We start from the raw sequence: 12,862 nt of genomic DNA, 5'->3' as shown, positions 1-12,862 counted from the left end.
CCGGTCCCTTAGGCCGGGCGGCGCGGTTCCTCGACGGCGAGCGCCTCGTCCACCGTGTTGTGCACGCTGAGCAGCTTGTCCAACCCGGTTACCTCGATCGGCCTGCGCACCGGCGGCGAGGCCACCACGCGCAGCTCGCCGGACGGCAGCGCTTCCGCGGCCACGAGCAGCACACTCAAACCGGCGGAGCCGAAGAACTCCACTTGGGACAGGTCGACGACCAGGGTGGCCGGCTTGTCCCGCAACGCCTCGTCCACCGCGGCCTGAAACTGTGGCGCGGAAGCCATGTCGATTTCTCCGGTGAGCGACAGGATTCGCGCGGCGTCGACCGATCGCACATCCGTCTCCAAGCTCTTGGCCTTCCCGTCCGTGCTCATCGAGTACCCACCTGGCCGCCGACCCGGACGGCTCCACCGAGCGCCATTCGACCTCGGCCCGACCGACCTGAGCCCGCTACACCAAACCGGTTGCCTGGCATCGCCACTTCGCTACCTCCGACGCGTCGACCCCCCGCCCGCCCGAGCACGGCGCGGAGATGATCCAACTCGCCAAACTACCGTAGGCCGCCTCGACTCGCCGCGCCCGCCTCGGCCTGCCGCGTCCCGGTAATTCTCAACGCACCCGCGCCGGGCGTCGGTCTTCGGCGAAGTCGAGCTCCAGTGTCACTGGAATGACCTCGACCTCCAATGCTTCGCGCAGGCGAGTGACCGCGTGGCCCAGAATCCTGCGCCGCAATTGCGCGATGTCGGCGGTCGGTTCGGCGGTGACCACCAGGTGCAGTTCGGGAGCGGCACGGCCGCCGGACAGCCAGGCCGAGGCGGTGCGCACGCCCTCGTAGCTTTCGATGTCGGTGGCCACCGGAGCCGCGGCGGTCGACGACTCCAGCACGGTGGTACCGGCCCATTCGGTGCCGCCGGTACGCCAGGTGACCGACTTGGGCATCCGGAATACCTGGGCCAACAGCCAGCGCAGGCACAACAGGCCGACCAGCACAGCGACGGTTACCGCCGCCCACAACACCCAGGTCGGCGGGGCCGCGGTGCCCGGCACGAGGGTGTCGTCGGACTCCACCCAGCGCAGCCGTCCGTAATGCGCGGCGACGGCAAGGCCTCCCGCGGCGAGCAACAGCACGCCGGTCAGCCCGAGCACACTCCGGTTCAACGCGGCCGGACGGTTGGAGCTACTCATCACGCCTCTCCTGTCTTCGGGCCGTGCAGCTTGGCCCGGACGCGGCGTACCGGCTCCGGACCGATCTCCTGAACCCGGCGGGTCAGCGTCTCGCAGATCTCCTCGGGCAGGCCTTCCGCGCCGACTCGATCGGTGTGTGCCGACACCTTGACCCCTTTGCGCCGCAACCGGATTCGGGCCGAGCTGACGCCATCCACCGACGCCGCGGTGCTGCGCAGCGCGGTGCGCAACCCGCCGCGGGTCACGCCCGCGGACATCCCGTCGTCGGTGCCGAGCGGCAAAACGGCGGGCCTGCCCGGCCACAGCGCCAGCGCGAGCAGCCCGAAGCCGAACACGATCGCGCCGATACCCACGGCAAGCACCGGCATGTCGTGCCAGGTCATCCCGTGCAGATCGTCCGCGACGCTGTCGTAGGACAGGAATTGGTGCGCGCCGACCAGCCGCTGGATCAGCGACACCGCCACCGCGACGCAGATGGCGAGCAGCAGCACCGCGAGCACGATCGCCGGACCAGCCCGGCGTGGCCTGCGAATCACCGGACCCTCCTTCCCGCAACGGTTTCGGTGGTCAGTTCGGTGACGACGATGTCGATTCCGCTCACCGCGAGACCGGTCAGCTCGCTCGTGCGGCGGGCCAGGTGCGCGCGGCAGGCCTCGGTGACTCGGCCGACCGGCGACGGATACACGATCGGCAACCGGATATCGAGTGCGGTCCGGTTCGCGAAGACCCTGGCGTCGACCCGCACATCGGACCCGACACCGGCCACCTCGCGCGCGGCCTGCGCGACGATCCGCTGGACCGCGCGCGGCGCCACCGTGGTAACGCCCGGATACTCGTCCGCGACGACGGCGGTCATCGCCTGCCCTTGCGCTGTGCGGATTGCAGCAAGCCGGCCAGGTCCAGCTCGCCGTCGAGCCAGCGGCCGACCACCAGGCCGAGCACGGCGAACAGCAGCACGATGGTGAAGGCGCCGAATCCGCCGAACGCGCCGGCGAAGCCGAGCGCGAGACCGACCGCGAGGCAGATCGCTGTGGCACTCATCTACTGCACCCGGCTGCTCTGCACCGGCTCGTCGTCGTCGCCGGGGATGTAGACGTCGTTGACGTTGATGTTGACCTCGACCACGTCGAGGCCGGTCATCTGCTCGATCGCGTTGATCACGTTGCGGCGCACCGCGCGCGCCAATTCCGCGATGGCGACGCCGTATTCGACGACCAGTTCCAGATCGACGGCGGCCTGGGTCTCCCCCACCTCGACCGAAACCCCTTGGCCGATGCTCGCGGATGCGCCGGGGATGCGATCGCGAATGGCACCGAACGCGCGGGCCGCGCCGCCGCCTAGGTCGTGCACGCCACGCACCTCGCGGGCCGCGAGCCCGGCTACCTTCTGCACGACGATATCGGCGATGGAGGTGGTGCCCTGGTCGCTGGCCAGTTTGCTGTTCTTGTCGGATGCCGCGGTGGCGGAAACCCGGCTCGCCGGGGCTTTGTTGTCCGCGGGCGCCTTGGTGTCCGTGGTCTTTTCAGTGGTTGTCGCAGTAGTGCTCATTGCTCCTCCTGATTTCCCTTACGGTGCAGCGGACATCGGCTTCATAGGGATCGACACCCGATCCCGCCCGATCGTCACGGGCTCGACGGTGTGAGCTAGGTAACCCCCTCACTGCCGAAAGCTCCGGCATCGAGCTCGGTCACCACCAAACACAGCCGGGCATCTGACCATTCGGTCTCGGCCAGCGCGGCACGCAGTGCGGCAGTTGCCTTGTCCAGCAGCGGCGCCAACGGCAGCTCGGCCGCGGCGACGCGCACCTCGACCCGGCCCGGCCCGACATCGACCGCGAAACCCCGTGCGTCCCAGGGCCACCAGGCGGGGCTCTCACCGCCGAGCGGTGCCGCGGGGCGAATACCGTCGATCGAGTCCAGCGCGCCGAGGACCACGGCGATGATGTCGCCGGCAGCGGTCACGACCGCGCCTCGCGGGCACTCAGCTCCGTCGGATGCCCCGGCACGCCGCGACCGCGGTTCGTTCGCTGACACTCGCTCACTGCCGCTCCGGCTCGATATCGAGAATGGTCACCGACACTTCATCGACCATCTGCCCGGTCTGTTCGAACACGACTCGCGAAACCTCCTGTTGCACCGCGTGACCGACCACCGACGCCGGGCGGTCGGCCGAAATCACCACGTCCACTTGCACACTCAGCGCGCCCGAGGCGGACCGGCGCACCCGCACGCCCTCCGACGGCGCGGGGTCGGCACTGGTCAGGCGCTGCTTGCCCACCCGCACCAGCGACGAGACCAGCCCGCGCACACCGGGTTCCAGCCGGATCACGCCGGGCGTCGCGCACGCCGCCTGCGCGGCTACCGCCGCGACGACCGGCGCCTCGATGCGTACCTCGGAAAAAGCATCGGTCGTCATCGCCGCGGGCCCCCCGTTTCGTCGTCCTCGAAGATGTCCGCTACCACCAGATCCAGCGTCTCCAGCACCAGACCGACCTGGGCGGCGAGCGCGGCGCTGACCCGTTCGCGCACCAGCGGCAGCGCCTCGCCGACGGTGGTGTGCCCGAATCGGATGGCGACCGACAGCTCGACCGCCACCACGGTTTCCCCGGCTACGCCCATGCCGACCCGGCGCACCCGGCACTGCCTGGCGCGCACGCCCGGCACCGAGTCGGCGGCATAGCGCAGCACGGTGGCGACGGCTTGTTCGCTCACCTCGACCGTGCCCGGCGCGGGGGTCGGCAAGACCAGGGTCCGCCCGCGACGTGCCTCGGCGCGCACCGCGGACATGATGCGTCCGGTCAGATCGGGCGGTGCCGGATCCGGTTCGTCGATCAGTTCCTTGGTCGCCGCGCGCAGGGCGAGCAGGCTGTCCCTGGCCGCCCGGCAGTGCGGGCAGGTGGTCTCGTGTTCGTCGCCGAGACCGGCCTCGACCGCGTCGAGCCGATCCCAGACCTGTTCGATCTCGCGGCCGCAGGGCAGCAGGTAATCCTGTTCTGTCGTTCCGTTCACCGCCATGGTTTCATCACCTCGGACAAGTGGGCTCGCGCGCGGGCAATCCGGCCACGCACCGCCGTCGTATTCACTTCGACGATGTCGCCGATCTCCTCGTAGGTAAGCCCGTGCACCTCGCGCAGCAGCCAGCAGGCGCGCTGTTCGGGCGTGAGCAGCTGCAGCGCCTCGTTCAGCGCGGCCAATTGCGTGCTCACCTGCACCGCGTGCTCGGGCTGGGTGTCCGAGCGTGGCGATTCGGTGGTCTCCGGGTCGACCTCGACCGTTGGCTTGCGGGCCCGGATCACGTTCAGGCATCGATTGGTTGTCATGCGGTAGAGCCAGCCGACGAAGGCCGCGTTCTCGTTGAGCTGCGGTAGTCGGCGCCAGGCACCGAGAAAGACCTCCTGGACGACATCTTCGGCGTCGGCCCGGTCGGCGAGCATCTTGACCGCGAGACGGAACATCTGGCCCTGATAGCGCAGTACTAGCTGCTCATAGGCCCGCATATCGCCGTCGCGCGCCCTGCTCACCAGGGTCGCATCATCGGGCGCGGTCTCGGCAACCGTTTCTGTCGTGGTCACAGCACCTCCTCCACCGCTCATCAGGCAGACACCGGGGATTGGAAACCGTCACGGCCAGTATGACGTGATCGTTGTCTCATTGGTTGCTGCGTGCGCTTTTGTACAACGGCCGTGTCAGTACAGCGTGTGCATCCAACCCGGATGTGCCGCGACACAGCGGAGGTTTCGATGTCTCTGAGCGACAAGATCGGCAACAAGGTCGACGAGTTCGGCGGCAAGGCCAAGGAAGCCGCGGGCAACGCGACCGGCGACGACGACCTGCGCGCCGAAGGCAAGGCCGACCAGGTCGAGTCCGCGGTCAAGGGCGCGGTGGACAACGTCAAGGACGCCATCGGCGACGCGGTGGACAAGGCGAAGAACGCGCTGGGCAAGTAGCCCGCGCGTGCGGTGTGCGGCCGCGAGTACGGCCGCACACCCCCCGGTTCGAACAGAGGATAGGACAGTGATCAATCATCGACCGACCAGAATCGCCGGTGTCGAACCGGGGACCGCGGTGCTGGCCATCGCCACCTGTCTGGCGTTGACCATCGGGGTGGCGGCCATGACCGCATCCGTCGTCGCGACCGTCGCGGCCTGCGTCAGCATCCTCGCCGGGCTGGCGCTCGTGCTGGCCATCCTGCCGCACAAGGCTTGACGACCGCGGCGGCTACTTTCGCGGGCTTTCGAGCGCGTCCTCGACGACCGCGAGTGCGTCGACAGGTGTGCGGTTCTGGCCCTTCTCGTTCTGGCCGAGCTGGGGCCAACCGGACCCGTCGGGGCCGAGCAGCTGGATCCAGATCGCCCGGGTCTTGTCGAGCAGCTCACGCTGCTCGAGCTCGTTCAATGCGGACATGAATTCCTCCTCTATTCCGACGCCGCAGGCCGCGGCGAAATCCTGGGGCGAGGTGTCGTAGGCGGCATTCATGTCGCAGTCGCCGAAAGGCGGGCAGCCCTCGGGCAAGCCGCCGCCGAAACCCTGGCCGTCGGTGTATTGGTGGGCGAGCTGGCCCGGCAGGTTCGGGTTGCGGCCGTAACCGGCGCCGACCATGCGCAACCCGTCGGGGCGATCGGACCACATGCCGTCGAAATCGCCCCGGTTGGCGTAGCCGATCACCCGCCGCCGGTCGCCAAGCCAGTCGGCCAGATTCCAGTACGCGGCGTTGATGCCCTCGGACTGATCGCCGCCGGGATTGCCGCCCGATTCGACGTCGATCATCGTGATCATGCGCGGGTGCGGACCGCCGAGCTCGGCAACCATCTCGCGGTGGGTCTCGACGGTCTCGAGCCAGTTCGGCCGCCAGTAGAAATAGACGATGAAACATGCCAGACGGCCCGAATCGACTGCCCGGCAAGCCCATTCATAGTTCGTCGCGAAGTTCGAATCGCGGAACGTGCCGTCGTTGGAGCGGAAGCTCAGAATGCCGTGCGGATAGGAATCATCGACCGGCGATTGAAAATATGACACGTCCGCGAAAAGACTGTCGACCATGGTGATCTCCCTCGATTTCGTCTGTCCGACACTTCCCCCGAGCGGTTGTCGCGCCGTCGATTTCACCGACTCGACGCGGTGAGACGTCGATGAAACGTGGGTGAAGGGCCAGGGCCGGAGACTCTTCCCTGTAGAAGAACCGCCCGGCGCCCGTTCGGCGCGACGGACCAATGCTGTAGCTGGTCGGCCGCCCGCGGAAGCTGTCGGTCTGATGAGCGAACCGGGCGTTCCATTTGCTGGACCGTGGACGATAAGGACCACGTGCTCGGTTCGTCGCAGTATCTGCACGGGAGGACAGAGAGTGAACGAAACGACGATGGAAAAGGCGGCCATGGGGGGCCGCGGCGTGCTCGAGGGGGCATTTGCCCTGTTGGAGGCCCTCGCGCACGGAGACGAGCTGGGTCTGACCCAGCTGGCGTCGACAGCGGGATTGCCGAAGGCGACGGCCTATCGGCTACTCAATCAACTGGTGGTGGAAGGAGCGGTACAACGCCGCGGCGGGCGGTATCAGATCGGGCCCCGGGTGTTCCGGCTCGGGCAGACCTGGCAGCCCGCGCGGTTGCTGCGGGCCGCCTCGGCCCGGCCGCTCGGGCAGCTGACGGCGGCGACGGATCGGGGTGGCTTCAGCCTCTCGGTGACCGATCGGGGGCACACGATGCTGATCGGTGGCATCGGGCGGGAGATCGACGAGATCTTCCCGCTCCGGGCGGGGGTGCTGCTGCCATCGGGCACCGCCGCGGAGCAGGTGCTGGCCATCGGGCATCCGAATCACACACCACCCGAAGGGTTCTCGCCCCACGAGTGGAGCAGGCAGATCACGCTGGCGCGGGGGCGCGGACTGGCCTACGACACCGACATGAGCCGTTTCGGGCTGGCCTGTGTCGCGGCGGCGGTGCGCGGACCCGCGGGTGAGGTGGTGGCCGCGCTGGCTGGCACCGTGACCGAGCTGAACCGGCTGCCCGCGATCGCCGAGGCGGTGCAGCGGGCGGCGGGCCTGGTGAGTGCGAATCTGACCAGGCTGCTCAAGTCGCAAGGGGTCATGTCGCTCTGAAGGTGGAGAGCCGTCAGGGCGTCGCCCAGGCAGTGGGGCGACTCCCCGACGGCTCGCCGATCAGGCGTATGAAATGCCGCCGCACCAGACGCGGGAGATGGCGCGCGTGGCGTGGATGTCGGCCAGCGGGTCGCCGTCGATGAGGACGAGGTCCGCACGCAGGCCGGGTGCGATGGCGCCGCGGTCGGGCAAACCGAAGTATTGCGCGGGCAACGCGGTCGCGGCGTTGAGGGCCGCCACCGGTGTCAGGCCCGCGGTGACGAGCAGATCCAGTTCGCGGTGCAACGAGTCGCCGTGCGCAGGCTGATACGGCACGCCCTGCTCGGTGTTGGCGTCACTGCCCGCGAGGATGGGCACACCGGCGGCGTGCAGCGTCGCGACGCTGGCGAGGCTGTCGGCGAAACCGAGACGGCCCAAAGCCGTTGCGATGCCCTTCATCATGACGAGGGTGGGCGCGGCGACCCGGCGTTCCTCCGCCATCCGGTGCACGTCCTGCGCCGGTAGCTGACCGTCCGACGGAATGTGGGTGATGATGTCGGCCCCCGCGTCCAGCGCGAGGGTGTAGGCGCCCAGCGATGCCGCGTGCGCGACCACCCGCAGGTTCTTGGCATGCGCCGCCGCGACAACAGCTTTGGCCGACGCCTCGTCGGGGCCGCCCTGCCCGGGAGCTTCCAGCACGAGCTTGATGTAGTCCGACCCGGCCGCGGCGCGCTCGGCGATCATCGCCTCGGCCTGCTCCGGGCCGTGGATGACCGCATGCTCGGCCAGGCCGGGAATCCGGGCGTGCGTGCCGTCCGCGCCGATGATCGGCGTGCCCGCGCTGCGAATGTCGGTGGTACCCAGCTGGTTACGCAGTCCCGCGAGCTTCTCGGGCGGAAAGGTGGTCATGTCCAGTGCCGTGGTCACGCCGTGCGCGGCGAGCTGGTCGAGCGATTCCTTCCCGGCCAGGTGCACGTGGGCATCGATGAGGCCGGGCAGCAGGATCGCGCCATGACCGTCGACGCTGTCGGCGCCGTCGGTGTCGGTGCCGATCACCGCCCCGTCGATCACCACTGTCGTCGGCTCGGTCAGGCCGTGGCCATTGAAGACGCGAACGTTGTACAGGGCGGTTTTACCGATCGCTGGGGAGTCGACGGTCACGCAAGCCTCCGGTGCGGATAGTCCATGCAGCGGCGGGGTGCGACCGCTCCGCTACGGAACGTTAGTAGCCGACCGTGCTTTTGTCCGCACACGAAGTGATAACGCATTGTTCTCGTTAGAGCACCTTCAGGTCTCGCTCACCGGTGTTATCGCTAGTCGGCGATCCGTTCGCCGGTCACCGGATGGAACAGGTGCACCGCGGCGGCGTCGGTCACCGTTAGGCTGACGGATTCGGCCGGCTTGGCCGGGGATCTGCTCGCCGAGCGGGACACGAACATGAACGATTCGCCGTCGAGGCCGGTGACCGTCGTGGCAGGGCGGGCGTAGACATAGGATTCGCTGCCCAGTTCCTCGACGAGTTCGACCGTGACGGCGAAACCGGTTCCGTCCCTGCGCAGTTCGAGCTGTTCGGGGCGGATGCCGACGGTGACGGTGGTCAGGTTCGCCGCCGCAAGTCGAGTCATCCGTTCGCGCGGCAATTCCACTGTGGTGCCCGCGATCTCGACGCCGCCGGCGACCAGCGGGACGGTGCACAGGTTCATCGACGGCGAGCCGATGAAGCCCGCGACGAACGCGGTGGCCGGCCGGTCGTACAGCTCGGCGGGGGTGCTGAACTGTTGCAGCCTGCCGTCGCGCAGCACCGCGACCCGGTCGCCCATGGTCATCGCCTCGACCTGGTCGTGCGTGACGTAGACGGTGGTGGTGCCGAGACGCCGCTGCAGGGCGGCGATCTGAGTGCGCGTCTGCACGCGCAGCTTGGCGTCGAGGTTGCTCAGCGGCTCGTCCATGCAGAACACCCGCGGCTCGCGCACGATCGCGCGGCCCATCGCGACCCGTTGGCGTTGGCCGCCGGACAGTTTCGCCGGCTTACGGTCCAGATACGGGGTGAGGCCGAGCAGTGCGGCAGCGTCGGCGACCCGGCGTTTGCGTTCGTCCACCGGCACTTTGAGCATCTTGAGCGCGAAACCCATGTTTTCGCCGACGGTCTTGTTCGGATAGAGCGCATAGTTCTGGAAGACCATGGCGATGTCGCGGTCCTTGGACGGGACACCGACCATGTCGGTGCCGTCGATGCGGATCGACCCGGCATCGATCTCCTCCAGGCCGGCGAGCATGCGCAGGGCGGTAGACTTGCCCGAGCCGGAAGGACCGACCAGGACGATGAATTCGCCGTCTGCGATGTCCAGGTCGAGCGAATCGACCGCGAGCGTGTCGGCGCCGGGATAGACGCAGGAAGCCGACTCGTAACGAATGGTAGCCATGGGTTTTCCTTACTTGATGGCGCCGAACGAGAGACCGCGCACCAGCTTGTTCTGCGCGATCCAACCGGCAAGGACAACGGGCAGCGCGGTGAGCACCGCCGCGGCGGAGAGCCGGGCCCAGTACAGGCCCTCCCCCGTGATGAAGCCGACCAGGAACACCGGAATCGTCTGTGCCTGAACGGCGGTCAGGTTCACCGCGAAGAAGAATTCGTTCCAGGAGAAGATGATGCAGATCAGCGCGGTCGCGGCGATACCGGGCGAGACCAGCGGCAGGATCACCTCGCGCACGCCGGTCCAGGTGCTCGCGCCGTCCATGCTGGCGGCCTCGAGCAGCTCGCTGGGTACCTCGAGGAAGAACGAGCGCATCATCCAGACCGCGATCGGCAGGTTCATCGAGGTGTAGAGGATGACCAGCGCCCAGATGTTGTCGAGCAGGCCGATGTCGCCGACGATCACGTACAGCGGCACGATCGCCGCGACCACCGGCAGCATTTTGGTGCCGATGAAGAAGAACAGCGCGTCCTGGGTTCGGCGCACCGGCCGCAGCGACAGCGCGAACGCGGCGGGCAGGCCGAGGACGAGCACCAGGATGGTCGACATCGCGGTGGCGAAGGTGGAGTTGAGCAGGGTGGTGCCGATACCGCTGTCCAGCACCGCCGAGAACTGGTCGAGGGTCGGGGTGAAGAACAGTTTCGGCGGGTCGGTGTAGGCGTCGCCCTCCTGCTTGAAGGCGGTCAGCACCATCCACAGCACCGGGAAGAAGAAGCCGACGCCGACCACCCAGGCCAACGCGCTCCAAAACATCCCGGCCACGCTGCGGCGCTTGCGCGCCTTGACGACGGGTTTCTCGTCGAGGGCATGGGTAGTCATGCCGCTTCCTCTTTTCCGGTGAAGGACTTGAACAGCAGCCGCAACGCCAAGGTGGCGACCACGGTGGTGGCGATGACGGTGACCACACCCATCGCGGCCGCCTGGCCGATGTCGAAGCCGAGGAACGCGCGCTGGTAGATGTAGAACGGCAGGTTCGAGCTGGCGATGCCGGGCCCACCCGAGGTCATCATGTACACCGCGTCGAAGGTGTTGACCAGGTAGATGGCGCCGAGTACCGCGCCGAGTTCGATGAACCGGCGCAGGTGCGGCAGTGTGAGCTCGCGGAAGACGGCGAAGGAATTCGCGCCGTCGACTCGGGCGGCCTCGACGATGTCGCGGGGCATGGACTGCAGTCCGGCCAAGATGAGCAGCATCATGAACGGGGTCCACTGCCACACCAGGTCGGCCATCACGGCGGGCAGCGGATATTTGCTCACCCAGTCGACCTGGCCGACGCCGAACGGCTTCAGCACGAAGTTGATCAGGCCGAAGACCGGGTCGAGCATGGTGGTCTTCCAAATGAGCGCGGCCGCAACGGGAGTCACCAGGAATGGGGTGATCAGCAGGGTGCGCACCACACCGCGGCCGAAGAACGCCCGGTCGAGCAGGAGCGCGAACAGCAGGCCGAGGATCACCGAGATGAGGACGGTGCCGACGATCATGATCACGGTGTTGCCCGCGACCTCACGGAACTGGCTGTCCCGGAACACATCCGCGTAGTTCTGCAAGCCGTTGAAGTGCCGCGAGCCGGGACGCACGAGGTTCCACGACTGGGTCGAGTAGTACAGCGTGAAGACGAACGGCACCTGGGTGACGACGAGCATGAAGATCAGCGCTGGCAGCAGCGGGCCACGCCGACGCCAGCCTTCGGCGCGGGAGATACGGTCGCGCCGCGAGACGAGCGGAGGCGGCGGGACGGCGGGTGCCGCGCTGGGAGCCGCTGGGGCGGTGGTGGTTTCGGACATAGTTACTTGCTCTCTCGATACGACCGGCCGACCACCTCGGCGTACTGCTGAGCTTGGTCGAGGGCGTCGCGGACGCTGATCCGGCCGGCGATCGCGGCGCTGATCTGCTGGCTCACCCGGGTGCCGAGGTCCTGGAATTCCGGGATGGTGAGGAATTGGATGCCGGTGTACGGAACCGGTCGCACACCAGGGTGTTCCGGATCGACGCCTGCCATCGCCGACAGGGTGAGCGGCCCGTACGCCTTCGACGCTTCCTTGTACTCCGGAATCTGGTAGGTCGACAGTCGGCTGCCCGGCGGGACGTGTGACCAGCCGAGCTTTTCGCCGACCATCTTGATGTAGGGCTTACTGGTCATCCAGGAGACGAATTTCCAGGCGGCGTCGGGCTTTTCGCTGGTCTTCGGGATACCGAGAGACCAGGTGTAGAGCCAGCCGGAGTTGGGTTTCCGCTGGATCGGGGCGAGCGCGTAACCGATCTTGCCGACCACCTTGCTGGACGCGGGGTCTTCCAGCACGCCGACGGCGGAAGTGGCGTCGTACCACATCGCGGTATTGCCTTGCGAGAGTTGGGTGGCGCATTCGCCGAAGCCGCTGGTCGCCGCGCCGGGCTCACCGTGCTCGCGCACCAGGTCGATGTAGAACTGCACCGCGCGAACGACTTCGGGGCTGTTCAGCTGAGCGTGCCAGTTCTCGTCGAACCAGCGGCCGCCGAAGGTGTTGATCACGGTGTTGAGCGGGGCGAGCGTCTCGCCCCAGCCGGGTTTGCCGCGCAGGCAGATGCCGGAGCGACCGTGGCCGGGGTCGTCGAGTTTCGCCGCGGCGTCGGCGACCTGGTCCCAGGTCGGTTCACCGGGCATGGTGATCCCGGCCTGGTCGAGCAGGTCCTTGCGGTACATCAGGAACGACGACTCGCCGTAGAAGGGCACCGAGTACATGTCGCCCTGATGCGACAACGACTTCCGCAGTGACGGGATGAAGTCCTGCTCGTCGTAGCCGGGGGTGTTGCGGGCGTAGGTCGACAGGTCGGTCAGCCAGCCGTTGGCGGCCCACTGCGGGGTCTCGTAGTTGCTGATCATCACGACGTCGAATTCGCCGCCGTGGGTGGCGACCGAGGCGGTGATCTTGGCACGCGCCTCGTTCTCCGACAGCGACACGAATTTCAGCTTGGTGCCGGGGTTTTCGCGCTCGAACTCGCCGGACAGCGCGATCGCGTCCTGCATCTGCGAGTTCGACACCATGGCGATGGTGACGGTATCGCCGCCGCCGGCGGTGAACGATCCGGCGCCGGCGCAGCCCGCCGTGCCGAGCACCGCCGAAATGACCAGTGCCAGTGTGCGTCTTCTCATT

The 12,862-nt window shown here is 67.8% G+C and carries 19 protein-coding genes; 3 read left to right on the top strand and 16 right to left on the bottom strand.

Annotation, left to right across the window (positions count from 1 at the left end):
• Window positions 1-8: 8 nt before the first annotated feature.
• The 10 genes from ACIBCN_RS35070 to ACIBCN_RS35025 all read right to left on the bottom strand — a co-directional run bounded on the left by ACIBCN_RS35070 (window position 9) and on the right by ACIBCN_RS35025 (window position 4,759).
• On the bottom strand, window positions 9-377 hold the full coding sequence (locus ACIBCN_RS35070) for an STAS domain-containing protein (RefSeq protein ID WP_396996045.1): 369 nt from the start codon (window positions 375-377) through the stop codon (window positions 9-11).
• A 235-nt stretch (window positions 378-612) separates the two neighbouring features.
• Window positions 613-1,188: an alkaline shock response membrane anchor protein AmaP gene (locus tag ACIBCN_RS35065; protein ID WP_396996043.1), complete on the bottom strand. Its 576-nt coding sequence runs from the start codon at window positions 1,186-1,188 to the stop codon at window positions 613-615.
• Complete coding sequence (locus ACIBCN_RS35060; protein ID WP_396996041.1) at window positions 1,188-1,724, bottom strand: DUF6286 domain-containing protein; 537 nt, start codon at window positions 1,722-1,724, stop codon at window positions 1,188-1,190. The genes ACIBCN_RS35065 and ACIBCN_RS35060 overlap by 1 nt, the downstream gene beginning before the upstream one ends.
• Window positions 1,721-2,044, bottom strand: coding sequence for an Asp23/Gls24 family envelope stress response protein (locus ACIBCN_RS35055; RefSeq protein WP_396996040.1), 324 nt, complete (start codon window positions 2,042-2,044; stop codon window positions 1,721-1,723). Before ACIBCN_RS35055 ends, ACIBCN_RS35060 begins: the two co-directional genes overlap by 4 nt.
• Window positions 2,041-2,229: a hypothetical protein gene (locus ACIBCN_RS35050; RefSeq protein WP_364739899.1), complete on the bottom strand. Its 189-nt coding sequence runs from the start codon at window positions 2,227-2,229 to the stop codon at window positions 2,041-2,043. Before ACIBCN_RS35050 ends, ACIBCN_RS35055 begins: the two co-directional genes overlap by 4 nt.
• The gene (locus tag ACIBCN_RS35045; RefSeq protein WP_396996038.1) at window positions 2,230-2,736 is read right to left on the bottom strand and encodes an Asp23/Gls24 family envelope stress response protein; all 507 of its coding nucleotides are present in this window, start codon (window positions 2,734-2,736) and stop codon (window positions 2,230-2,232) included.
• Window positions 2,737-2,831: 95 nt separating this feature from the next.
• Window positions 2,832-3,149 (bottom strand): hypothetical protein, encoded by a 318-nt coding sequence (locus tag ACIBCN_RS35040; protein ID WP_396996037.1) that lies wholly within the window; start codon window positions 3,147-3,149, stop codon window positions 2,832-2,834.
• A gap of 76 nt (window positions 3,150-3,225) precedes the next feature.
• Entirely contained in the window at window positions 3,226-3,603 is a 378-nt protein-coding gene (locus tag ACIBCN_RS35035; protein ID WP_396996036.1) for an Asp23/Gls24 family envelope stress response protein, read from the bottom strand.
• Window positions 3,600-4,202 (bottom strand): Asp23/Gls24 family envelope stress response protein, encoded by a 603-nt coding sequence (locus ACIBCN_RS35030; protein ID WP_396996035.1) that lies wholly within the window; start codon window positions 4,200-4,202, stop codon window positions 3,600-3,602. Before ACIBCN_RS35030 ends, ACIBCN_RS35035 begins: the two co-directional genes overlap by 4 nt.
• Window positions 4,193-4,759 (bottom strand): RNA polymerase sigma factor, encoded by a 567-nt coding sequence (locus tag ACIBCN_RS35025; protein ID WP_396996033.1) that lies wholly within the window; start codon window positions 4,757-4,759, stop codon window positions 4,193-4,195. Before ACIBCN_RS35025 ends, ACIBCN_RS35030 begins: the two co-directional genes overlap by 10 nt.
• A 168-nt stretch (window positions 4,760-4,927) precedes the next feature.
• On the opposite strand from ACIBCN_RS35025, the gene ACIBCN_RS35020 reads away from it, so the two are divergent.
• On the top strand, window positions 4,928-5,134 hold the full coding sequence (locus tag ACIBCN_RS35020; protein ID WP_396996032.1) for a CsbD family protein: 207 nt from the start codon (window positions 4,928-4,930) through the stop codon (window positions 5,132-5,134).
• A 67-nt stretch (window positions 5,135-5,201) separates the two neighbouring features.
• A complete protein-coding gene (locus ACIBCN_RS35015) occupies window positions 5,202-5,393 on the top strand; it encodes a hypothetical protein (protein WP_396996030.1) in 192 nt (63 codons plus the stop codon).
• A gap of 12 nt (window positions 5,394-5,405) precedes the next feature.
• Here the strand turns inward: ACIBCN_RS35015 and ACIBCN_RS35010 are convergent, their stop codons facing one another.
• The gene (locus ACIBCN_RS35010) at window positions 5,406-6,227 is read right to left on the bottom strand and encodes a hypothetical protein (protein WP_396996029.1); all 822 of its coding nucleotides are present in this window, start codon (window positions 6,225-6,227) and stop codon (window positions 5,406-5,408) included.
• Window positions 6,228-6,528: 301 nt separating this feature from the next.
• Between ACIBCN_RS35010 and ACIBCN_RS35005 the strand changes: the two genes are divergently transcribed.
• Window positions 6,529-7,278: an IclR family transcriptional regulator gene (locus ACIBCN_RS35005; protein ID WP_396996027.1), complete on the top strand. Its 750-nt coding sequence runs from the start codon at window positions 6,529-6,531 to the stop codon at window positions 7,276-7,278.
• 60 nt (window positions 7,279-7,338) lie between these two features.
• Here the strand turns inward: ACIBCN_RS35005 and ACIBCN_RS35000 are convergent, their stop codons facing one another.
• The 5 genes from ACIBCN_RS35000 to ACIBCN_RS34980 all read right to left on the bottom strand — a co-directional run bounded on the left by ACIBCN_RS35000 (window position 7,339) and on the right by ACIBCN_RS34980 (window position 12,861).
• On the bottom strand, window positions 7,339-8,418 hold the full coding sequence (locus tag ACIBCN_RS35000) for an amidohydrolase family protein (RefSeq protein ID WP_396996025.1): 1,080 nt from the start codon (window positions 8,416-8,418) through the stop codon (window positions 7,339-7,341).
• Window positions 8,419-8,570: 152 nt separating this feature from the next.
• On the bottom strand, window positions 8,571-9,680 hold the full coding sequence (locus ACIBCN_RS34995; RefSeq protein WP_396996023.1) for an ABC transporter ATP-binding protein: 1,110 nt from the start codon (window positions 9,678-9,680) through the stop codon (window positions 8,571-8,573).
• 9 nt (window positions 9,681-9,689) lie between these two features.
• Window positions 9,690-10,484: a carbohydrate ABC transporter permease gene (locus ACIBCN_RS34990; protein ID WP_396996353.1), complete on the bottom strand. Its 795-nt coding sequence runs from the start codon at window positions 10,482-10,484 to the stop codon at window positions 9,690-9,692.
• 62 nt (window positions 10,485-10,546) lie between these two features.
• Window positions 10,547-11,515 (bottom strand): carbohydrate ABC transporter permease, encoded by a 969-nt coding sequence (locus ACIBCN_RS34985; RefSeq protein WP_396996021.1) that lies wholly within the window; start codon window positions 11,513-11,515, stop codon window positions 10,547-10,549.
• A gap of 2 nt (window positions 11,516-11,517) precedes the next feature.
• Entirely contained in the window at window positions 11,518-12,861 is a 1,344-nt protein-coding gene (locus tag ACIBCN_RS34980; RefSeq protein ID WP_396996019.1) for an ABC transporter substrate-binding protein, read from the bottom strand.
• Between the last annotated feature and the right edge of the window lies 1 nt (window position 12,862).

Origin of the sequence: Nocardia sp. NPDC051052 (assembly GCF_044456045.1) — a bacterium.
Lineage (GTDB): Bacteria > Actinomycetota > Actinomycetes > Mycobacteriales > Mycobacteriaceae > Nocardia.
The sequence above is the reverse complement of the archived record's forward strand: the minus strand, read 5'-3'. Positions and strand labels throughout refer to the sequence as shown.